The 25,072-nt window shown below is 41.4% G+C and carries 16 protein-coding genes; 10 read left to right on the top strand and 6 right to left on the bottom strand.

The genetic code is table 11. The features are described from left to right. Nucleotides 1-98 precede the first annotated feature (98 nt). On the top strand, nt 99-632 hold the full coding sequence (locus tag PALPR_RS00935) for a DUF4337 domain-containing protein (protein WP_013443714.1): 534 nt from the start codon (nt 99-101) through the stop codon (nt 630-632). 83 nt (nt 633-715) lie between these two features. On the opposite strand, the gene PALPR_RS15865 is transcribed toward PALPR_RS00935, so the two are convergent. Further along, nucleotides 716-859 (bottom strand): hypothetical protein, encoded by a 144-nt coding sequence (locus PALPR_RS15865; RefSeq protein ID WP_171805013.1) that lies wholly within the window; start codon nt 857-859, stop codon nt 716-718. A gap of 795 nt (nt 860-1,654) precedes the next feature. Beyond that, nucleotides 1,655-2,398: a hypothetical protein gene (locus PALPR_RS00925; protein WP_013443711.1), complete on the bottom strand. Its 744-nt coding sequence runs from the start codon at nt 2,396-2,398 to the stop codon at nt 1,655-1,657. A 578-nt stretch (nt 2,399-2,976) separates the two neighbouring features. Between PALPR_RS00925 and cas13a the strand changes: the two genes are divergently transcribed. After that, nucleotides 2,977-6,441, top strand: a complete 3,465-nt coding sequence (cas13a, locus tag PALPR_RS00920) for a type VI-A CRISPR-associated RNA-guided ribonuclease Cas13a (RefSeq protein ID WP_013443710.1) — start codon at nt 2,977-2,979, stop codon at nt 6,439-6,441. Between the two features lie 874 nt (nt 6,442-7,315). On the opposite strand, the gene PALPR_RS16135 is transcribed toward cas13a, so the two are convergent. After that, nucleotides 7,316-7,711, bottom strand: coding sequence for a hypothetical protein (locus PALPR_RS16135; protein WP_419185419.1), 396 nt, complete (start codon nt 7,709-7,711; stop codon nt 7,316-7,318). Between the two features lie 144 nt (nt 7,712-7,855). On the opposite strand from PALPR_RS16135, the gene PALPR_RS16130 reads away from it, so the two are divergent. Further along, nucleotides 7,856-8,113 carry a hypothetical protein gene (locus PALPR_RS16130; RefSeq protein WP_419185418.1) on the top strand — a complete coding sequence of 86 codons (258 nt, stop codon included), beginning with the start codon at nt 7,856-7,858 and terminating at the stop codon, nt 8,111-8,113. 267 nt (nt 8,114-8,380) lie between these two features. Here the strand turns inward: PALPR_RS16130 and PALPR_RS00915 are convergent, their stop codons facing one another. Then, nucleotides 8,381-9,208, bottom strand: a complete 828-nt coding sequence (locus tag PALPR_RS00915; RefSeq protein WP_013443709.1) for a patatin-like phospholipase family protein — start codon at nt 9,206-9,208, stop codon at nt 8,381-8,383. An 827-nt stretch (nt 9,209-10,035) separates the two neighbouring features. Between PALPR_RS00915 and PALPR_RS00910 the strand changes: the two genes are divergently transcribed. The 3 genes from PALPR_RS00910 to PALPR_RS00900 all read left to right on the top strand — a co-directional run bounded on the left by PALPR_RS00910 (nt 10,036) and on the right by PALPR_RS00900 (nt 14,662). After that, the gene (locus PALPR_RS00910) at nt 10,036-12,213 is read left to right on the top strand and encodes a S9 family peptidase (protein WP_013443708.1); all 2,178 of its coding nucleotides are present in this window, start codon (nt 10,036-10,038) and stop codon (nt 12,211-12,213) included. Nucleotides 12,214-12,382: 169 nt separating this feature from the next. Continuing rightward, the gene (locus PALPR_RS00905) at nt 12,383-13,672 is read left to right on the top strand and encodes an MFS transporter (protein ID WP_013443707.1); all 1,290 of its coding nucleotides are present in this window, start codon (nt 12,383-12,385) and stop codon (nt 13,670-13,672) included. 33 nt (nt 13,673-13,705) lie between these two features. Next, nucleotides 13,706-14,662, top strand: a complete 957-nt coding sequence (locus tag PALPR_RS00900; protein ID WP_041620100.1) for an ROK family protein — start codon at nt 13,706-13,708, stop codon at nt 14,660-14,662. 78 nt (nt 14,663-14,740) lie between these two features. Here the strand turns inward: PALPR_RS00900 and PALPR_RS00895 are convergent, their stop codons facing one another. After that, nucleotides 14,741-15,640, bottom strand: coding sequence for an RluA family pseudouridine synthase (locus PALPR_RS00895; RefSeq protein ID WP_013443705.1), 900 nt, complete (start codon nt 15,638-15,640; stop codon nt 14,741-14,743). A 53-nt stretch (nt 15,641-15,693) separates the two neighbouring features. Next, on the bottom strand, nt 15,694-17,256 hold the full coding sequence (locus PALPR_RS00890) for an NAD(P)/FAD-dependent oxidoreductase (RefSeq protein WP_013443704.1): 1,563 nt from the start codon (nt 17,254-17,256) through the stop codon (nt 15,694-15,696). 268 nt (nt 17,257-17,524) lie between these two features. On the opposite strand from PALPR_RS00890, the gene PALPR_RS00885 reads away from it, so the two are divergent. The 4 genes from PALPR_RS00885 (at nt 17,525) to PALPR_RS00870 (ending at nt 25,061) form a co-directional block, all read left to right on the top strand. After that, nucleotides 17,525-18,847: a TolC family protein gene (locus PALPR_RS00885; protein WP_041620535.1), complete on the top strand. Its 1,323-nt coding sequence runs from the start codon at nt 17,525-17,527 to the stop codon at nt 18,845-18,847. Nucleotides 18,848-18,951: 104 nt separating this feature from the next. Next, nucleotides 18,952-20,202, top strand: coding sequence for an efflux RND transporter periplasmic adaptor subunit (locus PALPR_RS00880; protein ID WP_013443702.1), 1,251 nt, complete (start codon nt 18,952-18,954; stop codon nt 20,200-20,202). Nucleotides 20,203-20,240: 38 nt separating this feature from the next. Continuing rightward, the gene (locus tag PALPR_RS00875; RefSeq protein ID WP_013443701.1) at nt 20,241-22,604 is read left to right on the top strand and encodes an ABC transporter permease; all 2,364 of its coding nucleotides are present in this window, start codon (nt 20,241-20,243) and stop codon (nt 22,602-22,604) included. Between the two features lie 120 nt (nt 22,605-22,724). After that, the gene (locus tag PALPR_RS00870; protein WP_013443700.1) at nt 22,725-25,061 is read left to right on the top strand and encodes an ABC transporter permease; all 2,337 of its coding nucleotides are present in this window, start codon (nt 22,725-22,727) and stop codon (nt 25,059-25,061) included. The last annotated feature ends 11 nt before the right edge of the window (nt 25,062-25,072 follow it).

Here is a 25,072-nt window from a genome sequence, read left to right as displayed (position 1 = left end):
TGACAAAAAAACATATCAACAATAATAATCATTTACTTAAAGTGCATATCAGATTCCCCTTTCTGTATTACTTTTGCGCAATAAAAATTTTATAATTTATGGCAGACGAAAAGAAAGAACCCTGGTTAAACTATTTGGCATTAACCACAATAATTTTTGCAGTAGCAGCAACCTTATCTACCTTTAAAGGTGGAGGTTATTCCACCCGTTCGGTATTAAGTCAGGAGCAAGCATCGAATAAGTGGTCGTATTTTCAGAGTAAAGGGATGAAGTTGTACCTCTACGAAACTCAGCGAGACATGCTGGTACTGGACTTACAACGCGTGCCTAAGTCGGATAAGCCTACCATTGAAATGTATCAGAAAAAGATTGCCGAATACGAGCAATCGGTAAAACGTTACGATAAAGAAAAATCGGAGATTAAGAAAGATGCCGAGTCTTTTGAGGCCACGCGCGATGAAGCTAAAAAACACTCGAACGAGTTTGGATTAGCAGTCATATTTCTGCAAATATCCATTCTGCTTTCATCCATTGCAGCATTGATTAAACGAAAATATCTATGGATAATAGCAATAGGAGTTGGTTCCGTGGGGTTGATTTATTTTGTCAATGGATTCCTGTTGTTTTTCTGATAAATACTCCCGTCCTTCGGATCGCCGATCCGTATAAAATAAGCTTACAACCCGCGAATTGAACAAATCGATTCGCGGTTTTTTTATGTTGTATAAGCCGGAAGATAAAACGAAAGCGGTTCGATGGTGCCCGATGAGGTAATAGTTGAAATGCGCCCTGAGCGGAAAGAAGCCGAACGGAAAAACACCCGCACTACACCGGAAATGAGCAAAAGTGAGTAAACCATAGCCTTAACTACGCAACAGACTACGAGAACCGACAGACTCCGCACTCAGTCCGACATGGAAAATACTTAAACCGAAACCGAAAATACTCAGTCCGTCGTCGAAAATACTCAGTCGGAATGCAAAAATACTTTAATGGAACTATATCCCCCTTAAAAAGTCTTAAAGATTACTCAGTCCGCATGCAAAAACACTCAACCCGCAGTGAAAAACACTCAGTCCGTCGTCGAAAATACTCAACCGGAATGCAAAAATACTTTAATGGAACCATATCCCCCTTAAAAAGTATTAAAGAATACTCAGTCCGCAGTGGAAAATACTCAGTCCGACACAAAAAATACTCAAACGGAAAGCCTTTCCCCTCAGTCCGACATAAGTTCCCCTCGGCCGGAAAGCAAAAATACTCAGCCCGAAGCAAAAAAACACCGACTGAAGCAAGCTGACACTCAACCCGAAGCTATGATAACTCCACCCAACCGAACACAAACCAAACCCAAGAGGGAAAAACATAAAACCGTCGGTGGTAACTCCTGAACGGAGCTACTGCCGACGGCACAAGGAATAGTGAACATATTTTTAACTAGAAGTGCATTTATTGGGGTTTTACCCCAAAACCCACTTCATTTTTTCGTCATATAAAACTACCGCCCCTAATTATCTCCCGTTGGTCGCTGACCGTTGGTTCCCCTAAAGGGGACTTAAAAGAGCAAGTCGCAAGACGATACATATTCAACTCATGTTATGAGAAATTGAGAAGCGATTTAAACATGCTTCATCCATTGTCAGAAAGAGTCCATTTATTTCGGACGGGTAAAGGGTATATTGCTGATTTGCTTGTACTGAGGCGAAGTGGCTCCGAAAACCGACTTTACATACTGCTTGGCGGCCAGTGCCACATCAATCAGCCCCGTGCCTTCGGTGTAGAGCAACGCCCGACGAACTATGTCCGAAGCATCCAGAGCCGCCTGAGCAGTAACCACCGCGTCGTTGAGCGCTTTATATTCCGTAAGCGAACTATTGAGGGCATTGACAGACAATTCCCGCTCATTGGGTAGGTACGAAGGAATGGTATTAAGGAGCTGCTGCAGTTTTTCGAAGTTCACAATTTTGCGCTCGAACGTGCCCTTGTGCAGTGTCACCTGGCGGACGTTGTTTCCTTTGGCTTTTTCGGCGGCCAGTTCTTCGTCTGTAGGTTTGGTGCTTGCTCTTTTGGCTCTAAGCTCGCGCACGATCGATTCGGCCTGGTCTATTATCTGCGGGGTGGTGCCACATATCCGCACGGCATTGATAATGCGGGTTACCGTGTCGTCGAAACCTTCGAACTTGTTGGCGCGGGCGGCGGTGGCGTTATCCAGTGCAATCTCGTTGTCTTTAACTGTTCTGTTGACTTCCACGCCCTGCTGATACAGTCTGTTCAGCTCCGAAAGAGTGAGCGCAGACACCGAAGGATTGTACTGAGGACCAAAAGTAAGAATGCACGAAATTTCAGTATTAAAGTTTGTCACATTATGCTCGTGACCGGAGCCAATTGATGTTTTCATAAGCGAAATAGATTAATTGATTTGTTAAGTTAGAATAAATATTTAAGTATATAATGCATAATACATCAGGCGGCCGCCACAGATTTGCGGGTGTAAATATAGAAATGGTTTTTAATTAAAAAAATAATACAAGCCAGAGATTAACATTATTTATAATATTGCTAAGCAGCTGTACATATGCACTAATAGCATTGAATAAAGCCGAAAAGTAAATGCAAAACAAAGTATGCAACATTGCTAAAACCTAACAAATATGGGAGTTTGAGACACAATCTATATTTTGTATAAAAAGAACATAATACAACTTAAAAACATATTTTTTAGCCTTTTTGGGACTGTTTGATTTTTATGTTTTTTAATACTTTCAGAATAAGTGGAATTAATCAAAAGAGTACAACGTTAATATAAAAGATTATTTATATCTTTGGAGCTGCAGAAAACAGATAATCTTGCCAAAACTGAAACAAGCATGATATCATTACGCAGATAAAGCTAGTATGGGCACGTAAGAGAAAAATAGCAGAAACAAGCCCGCAAAACTCTGTTTATTTCAAAAATCAATCATAAAAAGAATTACTATGAGAGTATCAAAAGTCAAAGTGAAAGACGGTGGAAAAGACAAGATGGTTTTGGTTCATCGTAAAACAACAGGTGCCCAACTCGTTTACTCGGGACAGCCTGTAAGTAATGAAACCAGCAACATCCTCCCCGAAAAGAAGCGACAGAGCTTTGATTTGAGTACGTTGAACAAAACTATTATCAAGTTTGATACTGCAAAGAAACAGAAACTCAATGTTGACCAATATAAGATTGTAGAAAAGATATTCAAATATCCAAAACAAGAACTTCCAAAACAAATTAAAGCCGAAGAGATTCTTCCTTTTCTAAACCACAAGTTTCAGGAACCGGTTAAGTATTGGAAAAACGGTAAGGAAGAAAGTTTCAACCTCACACTGCTGATTGTAGAAGCAGTACAGGCTCAAGACAAACGTAAACTCCAACCCTATTATGACTGGAAGACATGGTATATTCAAACCAAAAGTGACCTGTTGAAAAAATCGATAGAAAACAACCGTATTGACCTGACCGAAAACCTCAGCAAACGTAAGAAAGCGTTGCTAGCTTGGGAAACGGAGTTTACAGCAAGCGGAAGCATCGACCTCACCCATTATCATAAGGTATATATGACCGATGTGCTTTGTAAAATGCTGCAAGATGTAAAACCCCTGACCGATGACAAAGGGAAAATAAACACCAATGCCTATCACCGTGGATTGAAGAAAGCACTACAGAACCACCAACCCGCTATATTCGGAACTCGCGAAGTTCCTAACGAGGCAAACCGTGCCGACAATCAATTATCGATTTATCATCTGGAAGTGGTGAAATACCTGGAGCATTATTTTCCTATCAAAACATCGAAACGCCGCAACACGGCAGATGATATTGCACATTACCTGAAAGCGCAAACCCTAAAGACCACCATTGAAAAACAATTGGTCAATGCGATACGTGCCAACATCATCCAGCAAGGAAAAACCAACCATCACGAGCTAAAAGCCGACACCACCAGTAATGACCTGATACGGATAAAAACCAACGAAGCTTTTGTGCTGAACCTGACAGGTACTTGCGCCTTTGCCGCCAACAATATCCGAAACATGGTGGATAATGAACAAACCAACGATATACTCGGTAAAGGTGACTTTATTAAAAGCCTGCTTAAAGACAATACAAACAGTCAACTTTACTCTTTCTTTTTTGGCGAAGGTTTATCGACCAATAAAGCCGAGAAAGAAACGCAACTTTGGGGCATACGCGGAGCAGTGCAACAAATACGGAATAATGTAAACCATTATAAGAAGGATGCTCTTAAAACCGTATTCAATATCTCCAATTTCGAAAATCCGACCATTACAGACCCTAAGCAGCAAACAAATTATGCTGATACCATTTACAAAGCCCGATTCATCAATGAACTTGAGAAAATACCCGAAGCTTTTGCACAGCAACTCAAAACCGGAGGTGCAGTGAGTTATTACACGATTGAAAACCTGAAAAGCCTACTCACTACTTTTCAGTTTTCTCTTTGCCGTTCTACCATTCCTTTTGCTCCGGGATTTAAAAAAGTATTCAACGGGGGGATTAATTACCAAAATGCCAAACAAGATGAAAGCTTTTACGAACTGATGCTCGAACAGTATCTACGCAAAGAAAACTTTGCCGAAGAATCGTATAATGCTCGTTATTTCATGCTAAAGCTTATTTACAACAACTTGTTTTTGCCCGGGTTTACAACAGACAGAAAAGCATTTGCCGACTCGGTTGGTTTTGTACAGATGCAGAATAAAAAGCAAGCAGAGAAAGTAAATCCGAGAAAAAAGGAAGCCTACGCCTTTGAAGCTGTGCGCCCCATGACCGCAGCTGACAGTATTGCCGACTATATGGCGTATGTACAAAGCGAACTGATGCAGGAGCAAAACAAGAAAGAAGAAAAAGTCGCGGAGGAAACCCGTATCAATTTCGAGAAATTCGTGTTGCAGGTATTTATCAAAGGCTTTGACAGTTTTTTGAGAGCAAAGGAATTTGATTTTGTACAAATGCCACAGCCGCAGTTGACCGCCACAGCCAGTAATCAGCAAAAGGCCGACAAGCTAAACCAACTGGAAGCAAGTATAACCGCCGACTGCAAACTGACACCACAGTATGCAAAAGCGGACGATGCCACCCATATAGCTTTTTATGTTTTCTGCAAACTGCTCGATGCCGCGCACCTGAGCAACCTGCGCAACGAACTGATTAAATTTCGTGAGTCGGTGAATGAATTTAAGTTTCACCATCTGCTTGAGATAATAGAAATATGCCTTCTGAGCGCCGATGTAGTGCCTACCGATTATCGGGATCTTTACTCCAGCGAAGCCGACTGCTTAGCCCGCTTACGTCCGTTTATTGAACAAGGAGCAGATATCACCAACTGGAGCGACCTTTTTGTACAAAGCGACAAACACTCTCCGGTAATTCACGCCAATATAGAATTGAGTGTGAAATATGGCACAACCAAACTCTTAGAACAAATAATAAACAAAGACACGCAGTTTAAAACAACAGAAGCAAACTTCACGGCTTGGAATACTGCTCAGAAATCGATTGAGCAATTGATTAAACAACGCGAAGACCATCACGAACAATGGGTAAAAGCTAAAAATGCCGATGATAAAGAAAAACAGGAAAGGAAAAGAGAGAAAAGCAATTTCGCTCAAAAATTTATTGAAAAACATGGGGATGACTATCTGGATATTTGTGATTATATAAATACCTACAACTGGCTGGACAATAAAATGCACTTTGTGCATTTGAACCGATTGCACGGTTTGACCATTGAACTGCTGGGACGCATGGCCGGATTTGTGGCTTTATTTGATAGAGATTTTCAATTTTTTGACGAACAACAAATCGCAGATGAATTTAAACTTCACGGTTTTGTAAATCTACATTCTATTGACAAGAAACTAAATGAAGTTCCTACAAAAAAGATAAAAGAGATTTATGATATAAGAAACAAAATAATCCAAATAAATGGGAATAAGATTAACGAATCTGTTCGTGCCAATTTAATTCAATTCATTAGCTCCAAAAGGAATTATTATAACAATGCATTTCTACATGTAAGCAATGATGAAATTAAAGAAAAGCAAATGTATGATATTCGTAACCACATTGCTCACTTTAATTACCTTACAAAAGATGCAGCTGACTTTTCTCTGATCGACCTGATAAACGAACTGCGTGAATTGTTGCATTACGACCGCAAACTAAAGAATGCGGTTTCTAAAGCCTTTATTGACCTGTTCGACAAACACGGTATGATATTGAAACTAAAGCTCAATGCCGACCATAAACTGAAGGTAGAAAGTCTGGAACCCAAGAAAATCTACCATTTGGGGTCGAGTGCCAAAGACAAACCGGAATATCAATACTGCACTAATCAGGTAATGATGGCTTATTGCAATATGTGCCGCAGCTTATTAGAAATGAAAAAATAGCAGATGGGATTGTATATACGCTGTATTATCGTAGCTTTGCATAGCTTTTAAGCGTAAAAGTAGTTAGGTTACTGATAAATACAGATACTATCTTGTGGATTATCCCAATATTGAAGGGAACTAAAACGCCCTAGTTCTGTTATTAGCCAATGTTTTACTTGTGGATTATCCCAATATTGAAGGGAACTAAAACATACTCTTTGAAACTCTCTCCTGAATAACGCTTGTGGATTATCCCAAAATTGAAGGGAACTAAAACTTATCAGGGATGTTGCCTACGTTATCATCTCTTGTGGATTATCCCAAAATTGAAGGGAACTACAACTACCAGGTTCACATGTTCTGTGATTCGTTTCTTGTGGATTATCCCAATATTGAAGGGAACTACAACACTGGAGCTTGTCCAGAAATTTTCAATTTACTTGTGAATTATCCCAAAATTGAAGGGAACTACAACATGAAGCAGTAATATAACCATTAGGATTCGCTTGTGAATTATCCCAAAATTGAAGGGAACTACAACAAGCTACTGAAGAATCAATTTTTGATTTCTCTTGTGAATTATCCCAAAATTGAAGGGAACTACAACTAGTTTATAATCGGTTATTTCATAATCCCACTTGTGAATTATCCCAAAATTGAAGGGAACTACAACTGGTGGGGTAAAAATCTATTCCGAATAGCACTTGTGGATTATCCCAATATTGAAGGGAACTACAACCTTCCATAGTCTTCAGCAAATATGTTTTTACTTGTGGATTATCCCAAAATTGAAGGGAGCTAGAACGTCATATAATTTATCCATGCAGGTTGTTTTCTTGTGGACTATCCCAATAATGAAGGGAACTACAACCCGTTAGCTACGGTAATATCATTAATCACACTTGTGGATTATCCCAAAATTGAAGGGAACTACAACCACTAAGCAATTTCCATTGATCAGGTGTAACTTGTGGATAATCCCAAAATTGAAGGGAACTACAACATATCCTGCTCGTCGTTCATCACTCTTTCTCTTGTGGATAATCCCAAAATTGAAGGGAACTACAACTGCAGCAAGCCCGGCACCAGCCAGTAAGAGCTTATGGATTATCCCAAAATTGAAGGGAACTAAAACCATCTTATCGTTGTGTGGATTTTTTACGGCCTTGTGGATTATCCCAAAATTGAAGGGAACTACAACATTGCCTGAGTGTTTCCGCTTACTGCTGTACTTGTGGATTATCCCAAAATCGAAGGGAACTAAAACTTCAAATTGTTTTGTGTTCATTTTTGCTTTCTTATGGATTATCCCAAAATTGAAGGGAACTACAACTCGAACTTCCGTTTATTGTTTTAATGTTTACTTGTGAATTATCCCAATATTGAAGGGAACTACAACTCAAACTATATAAACTCATAATCCTAATTCCTTGTGGATTATCCCAATATTGAAGGGAACTACAACCAAATTCGCATCGCTCAAATCCGCACCGCTCTTGTGGACTATCCCAAAATTGAAGGGAACTACATCACGTTATCTTCTCCATTGTACGGTTTTACTCTTGTGGATTATCCCAAAATTAAAGGGAACTACAACGAATTTATTGAAGTTATAATTTTCGTTTTCCTTGTGGATTATCCCAAAATTGAAGGGAACTACAACATACGCCAATCTGCATTGCAGCAGTAATACTTGTGGATTATCCCAAAATTGAAGGGAACTACAACATACGCCAATCTGCATTGCAGCAGTAATACTTGTGGATTATCCCAAAATTGAAGGGAACTAAAACAAGGACATGCACATACCCACATGTTTTTCTCTTGTGGATTATCCCAAAATTGAAGGGTAACACTACAGCTGACATCAAAGCACAAACAACCCCGAATGAAATTCATCATTCGGGGTTGTTTTTATAAAGGTTAGCTTAGCTAATTGCAGTCCTACAGCAAATCACTACTTCTTCAAACGCAATATCTCCGGATTTTCTGCAATAAATTTATTGGCAGCTTCGTAGCCCTGATGATAGATAGTGAAGTAAGAGTCGTAGCTAAACTCATGAAAGGTTTCGATGGCAGGCGGTTCAATGATAAAGCGGCACAAGTCGCGCCCGGGGAGTGAGTTTTGGTGCTCCATGGCCCGTACGGCATAAGCCAGCGTATCCATCGGGCGCTTAAGATCCACCGACAGTTTATATGGAATAACGTCCACCCCGATAATATCCCTGCATAGCTCTTCAATGCCCTGCGCCGGCATATTATTGAGCAATCCACCGTCCACGTAGTGCGTTTCGCCGTGTTTTATCGTTTCGAAAACACCCGGAATACTGGCCGACGCTGCTACCCATTTATCCAGTTCGTTGCCCGAATCTACGATTTCCCATTCGGCTTTGTTGAGATTCACCACGCACACGTACAACTTCTTTTGCAGCTGTTCGAAACTGTTGTGCGGAATCACTTCCTTTATCAACTGGCGCAATATGCTGTGAGTTGCCAGTCCCGATTTCAGAAACGTGGGCTTGAACGACATCAATTTCGTGATTTTATAGAGCTTATCCTCTTTAATCATCTGCAACATTTCAGCCGGCGTATGACCTGCTGCATACAAACAGCCGATAATACTCCCCATGCTCGATCCCACAATGTGCGTAGGACGAATGCCATGCTCTTCGAGCGACTGCAACACACCCACGTGCGCAAAACCCAGTGCACCTCCCCCACTCAGGCAAATGCCGAGCGTCTGTGTGCCCGACGAGAAATTGAATAAATTCTTTATAATCTTCATAGGTATTTAGTTACGAGTTACAAGTTACGAGTTACAAGTTACATTCTCTGAATGCTATTTAGGGTCTGCTGAAGAACTCCGGCAGGAGTTAATGTGCATAACCTCCAGTGAGCGAAGCTAAACTGGAGGATGTAAATGACCTGAAAACATCAACCCCGTAGTGGGTTGAACAAGAATAAGCTATAATAATTGAACCCACTACGGAGTTCTGACACTTAGGGTTGACTCAATCCCCCAATTTCATTGTGGGTTATCCACAATTAATCCCTACGGGATTTGATATATCTTTCTAAATGATGGACAAAGAATTGCATGCTGTAAATTAAATCTATTGAAACAGAAGCCTATAATAGTTAACGGATAAAAAACTTTCGGAATAGAATCACATAACAGCATAAAATGGCTTATTTTTGTATGTTCTTTAAAGTCAATGATGGGTTAGTGATACCGGAATCGTCCATTCTGCTTCGCCTGAGCTTATACAGGCCATAATATACCAACTCAAATTGCAGCGATTAAATTATAAGCAAATGATAATTATTGTTGATATGTTTTTTTGTCACATAGTTCACACTCGTTTTAAAAGGAGATATAAGACTAAGAACACATAGCATTATCCCGATTGTCGGGATAATTTCAGACTGGGCAAGAGTATCGTTAGATACTCATACTATGTGACCTGAGTCTTTTTCTCCTCCTTGATTTCTATGTGTTCTATTGTGATAAAACAGATCATTCAATATTAGTAATTACTTATTGCACTCAAAATTAAAAAAACTTTTCGATTTATAGTGGTCTTTAAACATAATAACTTAAAATAGTTTACAATGAAACGCTTTACTCTTACATTCTTTCTAGCCTTAAGTATCAATTTATTGTTTGCCAACTTGCTGTACGACATTACCGATGGCAGATTCAGAGCTAAATCTGTAAACACTCCCCGTTCGATGAGCGATGGGGAACACTTCAGCCTTATGCCAACAAGCAAAGCGGTGGTAAAATACAATTTCAAAACCGGAGCTGTAGTCGATACCATTTTCAGTATCTCACGCTTAAAGAAATCGCCCATCAAGTCTATCTCAGGTTACGAGTTTAGCCCCAACGAAGCCAAACTGCTGGTGTATACCAACGTGAAATATCGCTACCGCCGCACATTCACCGCCGATTATTACGTGTATGATATCAAGCGCAACGAACTTACGCCGCTATCCGAAAACGGATCCCAGGAAGTACCGCTCTTTTCGCCGGACAGTCGCTACATTGCTTTTGCACGGGAAAATAACCTGTACATGAAGAAACTGGACTTCAACACCGAAATAGCCATAACAAAAGACGGCAAGTTCGGAAGCATTATCAACGGAACTCCTGACTGGGTGTACGAAGAAGAATTTGAAGACACACGCTACTTCGAATGGAGCCCCGACAGCAAACTGCTGGCATTCGTAAAATTCGACGAAACAAAAGTACCCGAATACTCCTTCCCGCTTTATATTGACAATACCAAAGAAAAAGGCGAACTGACCACCTACCCTTCGACCTATAAATACAAATACCCAAAGGCAGGTGAAAACAATTCGCTGGTGAGCGTTTGTGTGTACGACGATTACCTCAAATCGATAAAAACCGTAAAGCTGGGCGATGACAGCGATCAGGACTTCTACATTCCCCGCATAAAATGGACCAATTCTCCCGACCAGTTGGCTATTTTCAAGCTTAACAGAAACCAGAACAGACTGGACATGATTCTGGCTAACCCAAAATCATTAGTCACCAAACTGTGTCTGCGTGAAGAAGATAAATATTATGTAGATTATGAGAACATCGATTTCATTCGCTTTTCGAGCGATAACCTCTCTTTTATCGGCGTAAGCGAGAAAGATGGATACCGTCATGTTTATCTGTACAGTATCAACGGAGTGGTAAAAAAACAACTTACCAAAGGAAAATGGGACGTAACCGATGTGTACGGCTTCGACGAGAAAAAGCAGGTATTGTATTACCAATCGGCAGAAGCATCGCCCATGCAACGTGATGTGTACGCTATTGATACCAAAGGAAAGAAAACCCGACTGACCGACGGCAAAGGAACACATAACGCCAGCTTCAACAGCACATTTACGTACTTTGTAGACAATGCTTCGAGCGTAGAAACACCGAATATCTACACGCTCCGAACCAATACGGGAGCTGCGGTAAAAGTGCTGGAAAACAATGCTGCTGTGGCCGCAGATTTCAAATCGTTGAATTTGCCGAAAAAAGAATTTTTCGAATTTACAACTTCCGAAAACGTCAAGCTGAACGGCTGGATGGTAAAACCGCTCAACTTTGACCCGAACAAAAAATATCCGGTGTTGCAGGTTCAATACAGCGGACCCAATTCTCAGCAGGTATTAGACAGTTGGAAAATTGACTGGGAATATTATCTGGCAACCAAAGATTATGTGGTAGTATGTGTAGACGGACGCGGCACGGGAGCCCGTGGAGCTGAATTCCGCAAGTGCACCTACCAGCAATTAAACATACTGGAAACCAAAGACCAGGTGGAAACAGCTAAATACCTGGCACAACAGAGCTATATAGACAAAGACAGAATCGGAATCTGGGGTTGGAGTTATGGCGGTACCATGACCTTATTCAGCATGACTACAGGCGAGAAAGTATTCAAAGCCGGTATTGCCGTTGCACCCGTAACCGATTTTCGCTTGTACGACACTGCCTATGCCGAACGCTATATGCGTCGTCCGCAAGAAAACTTCAAAGGATACGATCAATCTTCGGCGCTTCTTCGTGCTGGCAAGTTAGAGGGTAATTTGCTGATTATTCACGGATCTGCCGATGACAATGTTCATGCTCAAAACACCATGTTATTTATTGATAAGCTGGTAGCTGCCGACAAACAATTTGAGATGCAATTCTACACCGACAAAAATCACAGCATACTGGGCAAACAAACCCGCAGGCACCTTTACACCCGAATGAGCGAGTTTCTGTTCAGAAGTCTGTAATACATTCTGTCTCTGAATTTCGCAAGTAGCTAATTGGTGTTTAAAAACATGTTTTGACGGAGGTATTCTTTGCAATTTTCTGGATTATAATACACAAAAAGCATTAACTTTGAAGGTTTTTTAAAGTATCAATTATTGTAACATTTATTTATCTAACAAAGTATTTTATATGAGCACAGAAAACAAAAATTACGCATTGCCAATTGCAATGATGTTTGCGTTATTTTTTATGGTTGCCTTCGTAACAGGTTTACCTAGTCCAATGGGTGTTATTGTTGCAAAACAATTTGGAGCATCTAACTTTGAATCGCAATTGGGATTCCTTGGAAATTTCTTAGCTTATGCCTTTATGGGTATTCCGGCAGGTATTATGCTGAAAAAATTCGGGTATAAGAAAACAGCATTATCTGCTATCGCAGTTGGTTTTGTTGGAGTAGCCGTACAATTTCTTTCAGGACAGGTTGGTAGCTTCACAGTATATCTGGTAGGTACTTTCATTTCCGGATTCTCAATGTGTATGCTGAATACGGTAGTCAACCCAATGTTGAATACCCTTGGCGGCGGCGGTAACTCCGGTAACAGATTATTACAGTTCGGAGGATCTATCAATTCTATTGGTGCAACTATCACTCCAATGTTAGTAGGTTTCCTAATGGGTGCAGAAGCCGGTCGTACAATTGAAAAAGCAAACCCTGCGCTTTTCCTTGCACTGGGTATTTTTGCTTTGGCTTTCGTTGTATTATCGTTTGTGAAGATTCCTGAACCTCACATGGAGACTGCCAGCGAAAGAAAAGTAAAACATTCGCACAGTCCGTTATCTTTCCGTCACTTTGTTTTAGGTGCTATCGCAATCTTTATTTATGTAGGTATCGAAATCGGTATTCCAAGTACAGCTAACTTGTTTATGACTGCTTCAAAAACAGCAAGCAATGTTGGATTGGGAATCGACGCAACCACTGCGGGTAGTATTGTAGGGGTTTATTGGTTATTAATGCTAATCGGACGTTTGACAGGTGCATCAATTGGTGCAAAAGTATCCAGTAAAACCATGTTGATAGGAGTATCATCTTTAGGCATAATCTTAGTTCTATTAGCTATTTTCTCGCCTATTACGAGCACTGTCAGTATGCCTGTTTTCAAATCAAATCTATCCTTTGGAATAGCACAGGTGCCAATAAGCATTTTGTACCTGGCACTTTGCGGTCTCTGTACTTCTATTATGTGGGGTGGTATTTTCAACCTTGCAGTTGAGGGGCTGGGTAAATACACCGCAGCAGCTTCGGGTATTTTCATGGTAATGGTGTGTGGTGGAGGTATAGTGCCACTTTTCCAGGGTTTTGTATCTGACCATTTAGGTTACCTGAACAGTTATTGGGTAATGTTTGCCTGTCTGGGTTACATGCTTTTCTATGGTTTAATAGGTTCTAAAAATGTAAACAAAGACATTCCTGTTGAATAATATTCAAAATTTATAATCAAAAATTATATGACAATGGAAAAACCATATGTAATAGGCATGGATATGGGTGGAACAAATACCGTTTTCGGCATTGTTGATACCCGGGGAAATGTAATATCAAAGAGTGCTATTAAAACCGGCACCCATACGGATGTTAACTTATATATCAACGATATTCACGCCGAGCTTTCAAAATTGATTGAGGCTGCCGGTGGTATCGGTAAAATTAAAGGCATAGGTGTAGGAGCTCCTAATGGAAATTACTATACCGGTAATATTGAGTTTGCTCCTAATTTACCCTGGAAAGGAATTGTTCCTTTTGCCAATCTGATGGCAGATAAATTTGGAGTTCCTGCTGCATTGACTAACGATGCAAATGCAGCAGCAGTAGGCGAAATGACCTACGGCGCAGCTCATGGCATGAAAAACTTTATCATGATAACACTGGGAACCGGTGTGGGTAGTGGTATAGTGATAGACGGCAAGGTGGTTTACGGACACGACGGATTTGCCGGAGAGCTTGGGCATGTAAATGTTATGCGCAATAACGGTCGTCTTTGTGGTTGTGGAAAGTCAGGCTGTCTGGAAACTTATGCTTCGGCTACGGGTGTTGCACGCTCAGCACGCGAGATTCTTGAAACCAGTACCAAAGAAAGCCTGCTGCGCAATATTCCGGTGGAAAGTATTACTTCTAAAGACGTATTCGATGCAGCTATGCAAGGCGATGAGGTAGCTAAAGAAATTTTCAACTATACAGGAAAAATTCTGGGCGAATCATTTGCTGACTTTGTAGCATTCAGTGCACCTGAAGCCATTGTTCTTTTTGGCGGTCTTTCAAAAGCAGGAGATTTAATTCTGAATCCTATTAAAGAAAATATGGAAAAGAATTTACTTCCAATCTGGAAAGGTAAAGTGAAAGTATTATTCTCAGAACTTAAAGAAGCTGATGCTGCTGTACTTGGTGCAAGCGCACTGGCCTGGGAATTGTAATATATACAGTAAAAAGACGAAAAAAAAACGCTTCCCGTATTGGGAAGCGTTTTTTTTGTATCCACAGAGATACGTATTTTAATGAAATATATTCAGGAAGTTTCGCGGTACCTGCGTTTCAAAGCTCACCACTTCGGTAGTCACCGGATGATAAAATGCCAATAATCGGGCATGTAAACCTAGTCTGTTGATTGGACTTATGTTGGCTCCATACTTTTTATCCCCCACAATGGGATGACCAATATCCTGCATATGAACCCGAATCTGGTTTTTGCGTCCGGTTTCCAGTTCTATTTCTAGCAGCGAATAATTGTCGTTCGACCTGACACAACGGTAGTGCGTCACGGCTTGTTGACCACCATTATCGGTAGCACTCGAATGTATTTTGAGCGATTTCTCGTTTTCCAACAGCCAACTTACAATCGTATCCTGTTCTTTCTCTACCTTACCTTCGACCAAGGCCACATAAATACGACGTGTAATAATTCGGTGCCAGTTTTCCTGAAGAATCGTCTGAACTTCTTTGTTTTTGGCAAACATAATTACACCCGAAGTTTCACGGTCGAGACGGTGAACCACATAAATACGATTATCTGGGGAGCTTTTCTTTACGTGGTTTTTCAGTATCGAGAAAGCAGTTGTTTCATCAGGATTTCCGGTGCTTACAGTCAATAATCCCTCTTTCTTTTCTACTACTATCAGATATTCATCCTCAAATATTATCTTCAGTTTCGGGTGATTCAGCTCTATGTTTCCTCTACCGTTGTTAATAACAACAAGATCTTCAGGTTGTAAAGCCAGATTAAATTGAGTAGTGATTTTGTTATTGACCATCACTTGTCTGTGTGCCAGAAGAGATTTTACCGAATTGCGGCTCATTCCACCCATCTTAGACAACAAAAAAGTCATCAACTCTATCGGTTCGGTTACTTTTAAATAGGTTTCTTTGGGAGCGCGAGCCTGAGGTTTACGTTTCATTGTTATGTTTGAATTTGGACTTTACAGTGGTTTTTACACCAAAAGAAGTCCTCTTATTTTAAATAATTTGCAACAAAAATAGCAGCATTTTCTCCATCAATAGCTGACGAGGTTATTCCGCCCGAATATCCTGAGCCTTCACCTGCCGGAAATAATCCTTTGATGACTGTATGCTGACCTGTTTCAGGATCTCTGGGTATACGAACAGCAGCCGACGAACGGGTTTCGACACCTACCACCACGGCATCATTTGTCAGATAACCGCGCATCTTTCGGTCGAATTTCTTAAACCCTTCTCTTAATCTCGACGAAATAATATCGGGTAACCAAAAATGTAAAGGCGACGAGATTAATCCGGGCAAATAGGAACATGCGGGTAAATCGGCTGAAAGTTTTCCTTTCACAAAATCGCCCAAGCGCTGAGCCGGAGCAGCCTGCTTAAGTCCACCGTTGTTTTTATAAGCCAGATTTTCGACGTACTGTTGAAATTTCAATCCTGCCAACACGCCATATTCTTTAAAATCCTCCGGAATATCTTCCGGTCTGATTTCTACAACAATCCCTGAATTGGCATAAGGAGAATTTCGCTGAGAAGCGGACATTCCGTTCACTACAATCTCATTCTGATTACTGGCTGCAGGCACTATATGACCTCCCGGACACATACAAAACGAATATACGCCCCGGTCATTCACCTGATCCACCAAATTATAACTGGCAGCAGGAAGATACGAACCGCGTTCTTTACAATGATACTGAATACTATCAATCAAACTCTGCGGATGCTCTACACGAACGCCCATGGCAAAACCCTTCGGTTCGAGAAGAATACCCTGATTATGGAGCATTTCGTAAATATCGTGCGCCGAGTGACCCGTAGCCAGAATAAGCGCCTTGGCATTGTAAGTGTTTCCGTCGGCTGTTTTGCAGCCAACCACCTGATTATTTTCAATCAGAATTTCGGTCAGTTTTTGCTCAAAATGAATTTCACCGCCACAGGAAGTAATGGTTTTGCTGATGTTTTCAATTACTATCGGTAATTTATCAGACCCAATATGCGGATGTGCTTCGTAAAGAATTTCTTCTGCCGCTCCATGATAATGAAAAATCTCAAAAATTCGTTCGGTATTTCCTTTCTTTTTAGAACGGGTGTAAAGCTTTCCGTCCGAAAACGTCCCTGCTCCACCCTCACCAAAACAATAATTGGAGTCAATATTTATCCCATTATTACGGTTGAGTTGTGCTATATCTTCTTTACGGGCATGCGTATTTCTGCCTCGCTCCAAAATAATGGGCTTTATTCCGTTTTCAATCAGCTTTAGAGCAGCAAATAATCCTGCCGGTCCGGCGCCAATAATCAATACCGGCTTTTTATTATCCACCGATTGATAAGCAAAAACGGGTTTTTCGTGTGCAGGTGCTTCTTCGTCCCAATACACTTCCACCGTCAGGTTCACTTTGGGCTGAAAAGAACGCGCATCAATCGACTTTTTGGTAGTACGGATGCGAGTAATACGCGCTGGGGATACTTCCAGCTTATCGGCCACTTGTTTGGTTAGTAATTCGGGCTTTTCAGCCTGTTCGGGAATAAGGCTTAGTTGTATGAGTTCGTGCATAAAGAGTTCAAATAAATTGGATTGCAAAGATACGCAAATTATGCATAAGAATAGCGGGTTGTATTTGATGGGTTCATTACCATCTCACCACATTCATCTTGATTTCAAAAAAAGTATTCAGCCCTACTGTAAAACTTTTCGCATAGACTGTAAATTTTCTTTACAGCTAGGCACTTCCCCGTTTTTGTATACACAGCTAATTATCAGTACAAATACCCTTTTGGCACAGTTTTGGAAAATGGAAACAACAATAACAACAGAAAAATATATGAAAAATTGGATTGTAATCGTGTTTTGGATGTTTAGCATGCTACTTTGTGCACAGGAAAAAACCTGGACGCTGGATGAATGTATGCGCTACGCCGTGGAGCACAGCACCAAGCGGGTAAAACAGGAAGCACAAAACGAAATTTACAAACAAAACAGACTGGAAGCTGTTGGCGGACTACTGCCCAACCTGAATGCTTCGGCCGACGGAAATATGTCTTTCGGGCGTGTGTTGGACAAAGACACGTATCAGTACGTCAACAAAAGTACCTTGTACAATGAGTATGCCCTCAGTTCTACCCTGTTGCTTTTCGACGGTTTTGCACAACTGTCGAAAGCCAAAATGGAAAAGCTGAATAAATTGAAAGGCATTCAACAATTGCAGGACATCAAAGATATGGTGGCTTACGAAACAATGGAGATTTTTTTCAACGTACAATATTACCAAGGCACGGTGAAACTGGCCATACAGCAACTGGACCAAAGCACAGCCAACCTGCAACAGGTGAAACGGATGGAAGAACTGGGCATCAAGGCAGCCCCTGATGTGGCGGAACTGCAAGCCAAAGAAGCCGAGGACAGATACCTGCTCACCAAACAGAAAAACCTGTTGGTACAGGAAATTATCCGCCTGAAAGAAAAAATGAATTTTCCGGTAACCGAAGATATTAAAACCGCCGGGTACGACATCCTGCTGCCTACTGATACGCTGCGCGAAAATGCGACAGATATTTACCAGAAAGCATTGAGTTATTCGCCCAAAGCACTGGCATCAAACAAGTCGGTAGAGTCTACCCAAATGGCGGTTAACGTAGCCCGGGGACGGTTCTTTCCAAAGCTTTCGCTGTACGGAGGTGTCAACAGTTATTTCTCTCGCATGATGGACGGAACTCCTTACACGCCGTTCAGAGACCAGCTCAACACCAACGAAAGCTATTATATCGGGCTATCGCTCAGCATTCCTATTTTCAATGGTTTTTCGCGCTCGGCCGAATACAAACGAAGCAAACAACAGCTGGTCATTGTCCGTACCGAACGCGAAGAGACCCTGCGGTCGCTCTATAGCGATATTGAACAGGCAGTGGCAGACGTTAACGGGCTGGCAGACGAATACCGGCAAGCCGGCAAACGCACTGAATCAATGAAAATAGCCTATCAGGTTAACCAACGAAAATATACCGAAGGCCTGATCAGCGTTCTGGATCTCAACACCAGTGCCAACCGACTGCTACAAGCGCAGGTGGAAGAACTGTATACCAATTTAAAATATCAGATGAAATACAAACTGCTGAATTATTATAAAGGGCAGGCAATATACAATTAACAGTGAACACAGTTAGCAGTAAGCAGTAAGCAGTAAGAAATGATGGTTAAGTAACTGCTCAATTCAACAATTATACTAGTCAACAAACACAGATTTCAATAAATATGGACATTATACTTGAAAAGAAAAAAGGACTGAGAAAAAAACACATTCCTTATGTGGCGGGAGGAAGCCTGATACTAATCCTCATTTTGTGGATGATTTTAGGCAATCACCGGTCGCGCCTGACGGTGGAACACGACAAACTGATGGTGGATGAGGTGACCCGCGGCGAGTTCAACGATTATATCCGCATCAACGGACAGGTGGAACCGATCAATACCATTCAGCTCAGTGCTATCGAAGGTGGTATGGTGGAGCAAAAAGTAGTGGAAGAAGGCAGTCAGGTACATCAGGGCGAAGTCATTGTCCGGCTGAAAAACCCGATGCTCAACCTGAACATTCTGGACAGCGAGGCGCAACTGGCCGAAAAACAAAACTTCCTGCGTAACACGCAGGTGCAGATGGAACAGGAAAGACTCAGCCTGAAAAAAGAAAAACTCCAACTGGAACTGGATGTGGAACGCAAAAAACGGAAGTTCATGCAATACAAACAGCTGTATGCCGAAAAACTATGTTCGCAGGAAGACTACCTGCAAGCCAAAGAAGACTATGAGTTTGCTGTGAATAGCCGTAGACTGGTAGTGGAACGTCAGAAACAAGACTCAATCTACCGCGGCATTCAGATAAGACAAATGGAAGAAAGCCTGCACAATATGCGCCAAAACCTGACCCTGGTACGGCAGCGCATCGATAACCTGAACGTAAAAGCTCCGGTTGACGGTCAGCTGGGATTGCTCGATGTGGAAATAGGTCAGTCGGTAGCAGCGGGAAACAAAATAGGACAAATCAGTGTATTGTCCGACTACAAAATCGAAGCGCTGATCGACGAACACTATATCGACAAAGTAAAAGCCGGACTGAGTGCCACCTTCGAACGGCAGGATAAAAACTTTGCCCTGCGGGTGCGCAAAGTATACCCCGAAGTACACGACAAACAATTTAAAACCGACTTCGTTTTTGCAGGTCACCGACCGGATAACATTCGCACCGGCCAGACCTACTACATCAACCTGCAACTGGGACAACCCACCCAAGCTGTGATGGTTCCGCGCGGATCGTTCTACCAGACTACCGGCGGTCAGTGGATTTTCGTCGTATCGAAAGATGGCAAAACGGCTACCCGCCGCAATATCACCATCGGCCGACAAAACCCGCTTTACTACGAGGTAACAGCTGGCCTGCAACCGGGCGAAAAAGTGATTACTTCGGGTTATGAAACTTTTGGGGATAGCCAGGAACTGGTGTTACAGTAAACAGTGAACAGTGAACAATTATCAGTGAACAATTAATTATGGCAAACAATATCAGTACAGCTTTTCGTTCGGTTTGCAAGAAAAAGCAGAACAACGGAATTAAAATAATATCATTGGGTGTAGGACTGGCCATGGGGCTTGTGCTCATTGCCAAAGTATGCTTCGAACAAAGTTTCGACAACTTCTACCCCCACAGCGAACGTATTTATCAGATACAGGAAAATGTTGTTTCCGGAAATGACAAACCGAATGCTTACGGTCAGGTGAGCGGTGGAGTAGCTCCGGGAATGAAAGCAGACCTGCCTCAGGTAGAAGCAGCTACCCGGCTCACATTCCTACAGAACGATGCCGTCTTTTTCACGCAGGATAAAAAACGACTTACCGGGACTTTCATTATGGCAGACAGTTGTTTGTTCGATGTGTTGCCCCATCCGATGATCACCGGAAATGCAAAGAAAGTATTATCGCAACCGATGTATGTATTGATATCCGAAAAGATAGCAAAGAATATGGGCAGTAATGCCGTAGGGCAAAGCATCCGGCTAGATACATGGCCGACTCAGACTTTAATCGTCGGAGGAGTGTTTAAAGATGTACCCGAAAATACCCATTTAAAATACGATGTGGTAATTTCACTGAACTCCATCTTACACTTTTTTCAAAATGACGGCACACAAAACTGGGTTGGTAACGACCGTTACCTGGGCTATGTCCGCCTTGCTCCCAACACAGACCCAACGAGTCTGACCCCGGCCATCAATAAAATGCAGGCACGCCATGTAGATATGAATGAGCTTAGAAAAGCCGGAGTAAAACTGTCATACAGTTTATTGCAGCTGGAAAAAATTCATAGTGACGAACCGTCAACAAAGCGTATGTCTATTCTGCTGGCTTTACTGGCTTTTGCCCTTATTTTTACGGCCGTATTAAATTATATTCTGATCGTGCTGTCGTCGCTGGTAAAACGGAGTAAAGAAATAGCCATTCATAAATGTTACGGCGCTGCCGAAAAGAATATCAGCAGTATTGTGCTTACCGAAACCGCCATTCATTTGGTAGCTTCAGTCATCGTAGCCACGCTACTTATATTTCTCTTCCATACCCAGGTAGAAGAAATACTGGCAGCACCTCTCCGTGCCTTGTTCACATTCCGCACCGGCCTGTTACTCGCCGTAGTTTGCATAGCTGTATTCTTTAGCTCCGGCATTGTTCCCGCACGAATTTTCGCCCGAATACCTGTTTCGTCGGCCTTCCGCAACTTCAAAGAGTCACGACGCAAATGGAAACTCGGATTACTTTTTCTTCAGTTTATTGCCACCGCTTTTCTGGTCACGCTGTTGGTCATCATCGGACGGCAATACAACAGCATGGTAAATGACAATCCCGGTTATGTGTATGAAAACCTGCTTTACTGCAACACTTCGGGCGTAACTAAAGAGGAAAGGCAAAAAGCCATAGAAGAACTGAAACGTATACCCGAAGTGCAGGCAGTGGCAACCTGCTCCACCTTACCTATGTTTGGAGCTTCCGGCAATAATGTCTCAGAACCGGACAAAGCGCAGGAACTGTTCAACATCGCCGATTTATATAATGCCGATGCCGATTATCTTTCTTTAATGGAAATTCCGGTAGTGGCAGGAAAAGACTTTGAACATAGCACAGCCGATTCGGCACAGGTACTCGTTAGTCAAAGCTTTGCCAATAAACTTGCGAAAATGTTGAACTGGAATGATGGAGTGGTAGGCAAAACAATCCGGGTTTCCGAACACGGTATATGCACCATCAAGGGCATTTACAAGGATATCCGCATCGGCTCCATCAGTGAACCCGACCCACGACCATCAGCTATATTCTCGGCCAATGTTCCATTAAACAACATTATGATTAAATTCCGTCAACTTAATTCGGATGGTATCCGACAAGTAAATAAAGTATTGCAAACCGCCTTGCCCAACAAAGACATTGTAGTGACACCCTACAAAACCAGCATGACTTTTCTGTATACCTCATCCCGCTTATTCAGAAATTCGGTGCTGATTGGAGGCATTATTACGCTTATCATTGTCCTGATCGGGTTAATCGGTTATACCAATGATGAAATAAACCGCCGAAGCGCCGAAATAGCCATTCGCAAAGTAAACGGAGCATCAGCCAGAGAGATTCTACGGCTTTTCATAAAGGACATTCTGCGTATAGCCATTCCGGCACTGGTCATCGGGGAGTTATTGGCAGCCCTTGCCGCCGAAAAGTGGATGGAAAACTTTGCTCAGAAAACCAGTCTGTCACTTTTTATCTTTTTAGGATGTGGAATAGCCGTATTAGTTATCATTCTATCCGTAGTCAGTATGAACTCATACCGCACAGCCGTTCAAAATCCGGTGGATGCCATAAAGAGAGACTAAACGGTAAGCAGTAAGCGGTGAGCGGTAAATTATAAAATATGAAACGAGCATAAAGCAGGTTTAAACCATAAGACCATGTTTATTGCGAATTCCACGCGACAAGTAACAAAATAATAAAATATGAAAGCAATATTTCGAAATTTCTTCTTTGTACTTAAACGATTCAAAACTTCAAGCATCCTGAATATTCTGGGTCTTTCGGTGGCTTTTGCGGTGTTTATTGTCTGTTTAATACAAGTGTATTACGATTATAACTACGACAGAAGCTACAATAAATCGGCTAATATTTACCAATTAGTTCAACTATATAGTGACAACAATCGGGGCATCACCATGACTACTCCTATGGCCAAAGAAATGTCAGAGGTATTTCCGGAGATAAAAAGTTATTGTTTAATTCGTTTTATTCGCAATGAAACATTCGATGTAATAAATAAAACTGGAAGCAAACAAAAATTTACGGCTACCGTAAACGATGCAACCATTGGCCTGCTGGACGTATTTACTCCGAAGATACTTGCCGGAGATCCCCGACAGGCTTTGACACAAAAAGGGAAGGCAATGATTTCGGAAAATACAGCACACAAGTTTTTCGGAAATGCCAACCCTATAGGAAAAACGGTTTTCTTCCACTACGATAAAGCTCCACTTACCATCGTGGCTGTATTCAAAGATTTTCCTAAGAACAGCTCATTGTCCAATGACATTTTTGTGTATTTGCCCGATGACGACCCCAGCAATTACAACTATAAAGGCTATTTTGAGATACTTCCTCGTGATGTGAATAAACTGATCGCAAAAATCAATGGGAAGAAAAAGTATGGAGAACTGATATCACAAAGGTTCAATAATCCCAAAGACGAAGTGAAAGTGAAAGCTGAGTTTCAGGATTTGACAAGTATGCACTTTGATTCTCTAAAATCTGATGGAACAGGGAGTATCACTACTACCTTATCACTGTTAGCCATTGGTATTCTTACATTGATTATTGCCTATATCAATTTTCTGAATTTTTCCATTGCCATGGCTCCGGCCCGGGTGCGGGGATTAAATATTCAAAAAATTCTTGGGGCTAATTCCAGGACATTAAGATATATAGTTGCAGCCGAGGGTCCGTTTTTCTCAATGCTGGCATTTATCATTTCGATATTCATCATTTCATTTTTAAAGCAAAGCTCCATCTACGAATACTTTTCAGCAGACTTATCATTACAAAAGAACTGGATACTCCTCAGTATTATTGGGGGTTTATCTCTTATCTTTGGATTCTTATTCGGTTTATATCCTGCTCGATATATCACTTCCTTCCAACCGGCAATTGCGCTGAGTGGTTCTTTCTCTTTGTCGGGAAAAAGTGTCAAGCTGCGAAATACCCTTATCACAATCCAATTTGTATCTGCCATTACGCTGATAATTGTTTCCGTTTTCATCAAAACGCAACACGACTATATGAAAAATTATGAGTGGGGTATGCAAAAGGAAAACATTGTTTACTTACCATGTCAACAAATTAAAACCTCTATAATTGCATTTGGTGAAGAATTAAAAAAAGATCCACGGATACTCGATTATACAGCATCTTATTTTATCCCCGGTGAAGTGGGTATGACATGGGGGCGGGATTTTGAAGGGAAACAGGTATCTGCAGTAATTTGGCCGGTATACCCCAATTTTCTTCGATTCTTTGGTGTAAAGATCAGAGAAGGTCGGGACTTTCAAAACTCTGATAGCACAGGAGCAAAGCACGGTATTATTTTTAATCGGCAATTCCTAAAAAACAATTCTTTAAAACAGATTCTTGGTAAAGACTTTGAAGGCTTTAATGCTAAATTATCGATTGTCGGAATTGCAGAGAATGTCAATTATAGTTCATTAAAAGACTCCATTCAACCCATGGCATTTGCTATATTGAATGACAGACAAATGCAATGGGTAATTATAAAGATTTCAGGAACGGAAACATCCTCTACAATCAACTATATCAAAAAAACCTGGGAGAAATACAGCGACGAAGATTTTGATATTAAATTCTTAGACAAATCAATCAACGATTTATATAAAAACGAGAGTAATCTTTCCAAGCTAATCTCCATTTTCGGAGTAGTTATTATCATCATTGCCATCATGGGTGTTTACGGACTCATTGTATTCAATGCCCGTTACAAGTCCAAAGAGATTGCCCTCCGGAAAGTAAACGGAGCTTCGGTAAAAGAAATCATGCTGATGCTTAACCGCTCTATATTGATTCAGTTGGTTATTGCCTTTGCGCTGGCAGTACCATTATCGTACTACATCGTGCATCGATGGTTACAACAGTTTGCTTATAAAACATCCGTTTATTGGTGGATATTCCTGCTTGCCGGATTACTCGTATTTGTCATTACCGTGATAACCGTCAGTTGGCAAAGCCACAAAGCAGCCACAGCCAACCCGGTAGATGCAATAAAAAATGAATAAAGCCCCCTAAC

It is taken from the genome of Paludibacter propionicigenes WB4 (assembly GCF_000183135.1).
In the GTDB taxonomy this organism is placed as follows: Bacteria; Bacteroidota; Bacteroidia; order Bacteroidales; family Paludibacteraceae; genus Paludibacter; species Paludibacter propionicigenes.
Note: the sequence above shows the minus strand (reverse complement) of the source record. Positions and strands in the feature narration are given on the sequence as shown.

Bases quoted from the DNA above. Each gene is read 5' to 3' on its own strand.
- cas13a (WP_013443710.1), top strand. From the start codon at position 2,977: ATGAGAGTATCAAAAGTCAAAGTGAAAGACGGTGGAAAAGACAAGATG.
- PALPR_RS00910 (WP_013443708.1), top strand. From the start codon at position 10,036: ATGAAACGCTTTACTCTTACATTCTTTCTAGCCTTAAGTATCAATTTA.
- PALPR_RS00935 (WP_013443714.1), top strand. From the start codon at position 99: ATGGCAGACGAAAAGAAAGAACCCTGGTTAAACTATTTGGCATTAACC.
- PALPR_RS00880 (WP_013443702.1), top strand. From the start codon at position 18,952: ATGGACATTATACTTGAAAAGAAAAAAGGACTGAGAAAAAAACACATT.
- PALPR_RS15865 (WP_171805013.1), bottom strand. From the start codon at position 859: ATGGTTTACTCACTTTTGCTCATTTCCGGTGTAGTGCGGGTGTTTTTC.
- PALPR_RS00905 (WP_013443707.1), top strand. From the start codon at position 12,383: ATGAGCACAGAAAACAAAAATTACGCATTGCCAATTGCAATGATGTTT.
- PALPR_RS00925 (WP_013443711.1), bottom strand. From the start codon at position 2,398: ATGAAAACATCAATTGGCTCCGGTCACGAGCATAATGTGACAAACTTT.
- PALPR_RS00870 (WP_013443700.1), top strand. From the start codon at position 22,725: ATGAAAGCAATATTTCGAAATTTCTTCTTTGTACTTAAACGATTCAAA.
- PALPR_RS16135 (WP_419185419.1), bottom strand. From the start codon at position 7,711: ATGAACACAAAACAATTTGAAGTTTTAGTTCCCTTCGATTTTGGGATA.
- PALPR_RS00885 (WP_041620535.1), top strand. From the start codon at position 17,525: ATGAAAAATTGGATTGTAATCGTGTTTTGGATGTTTAGCATGCTACTT.
- PALPR_RS00890 (WP_013443704.1), bottom strand. From the start codon at position 17,256: ATGCACGAACTCATACAACTAAGCCTTATTCCCGAACAGGCTGAAAAG.
- PALPR_RS00895 (WP_013443705.1), bottom strand. From the start codon at position 15,640: ATGAAACGTAAACCTCAGGCTCGCGCTCCCAAAGAAACCTATTTAAAA.
- PALPR_RS00900 (WP_041620100.1), top strand. From the start codon at position 13,706: ATGGAAAAACCATATGTAATAGGCATGGATATGGGTGGAACAAATACC.
- PALPR_RS00915 (WP_013443709.1), bottom strand. From the start codon at position 9,208: ATGAAGATTATAAAGAATTTATTCAATTTCTCGTCGGGCACACAGACG.
- PALPR_RS00875 (WP_013443701.1), top strand. From the start codon at position 20,241: ATGGCAAACAATATCAGTACAGCTTTTCGTTCGGTTTGCAAGAAAAAG.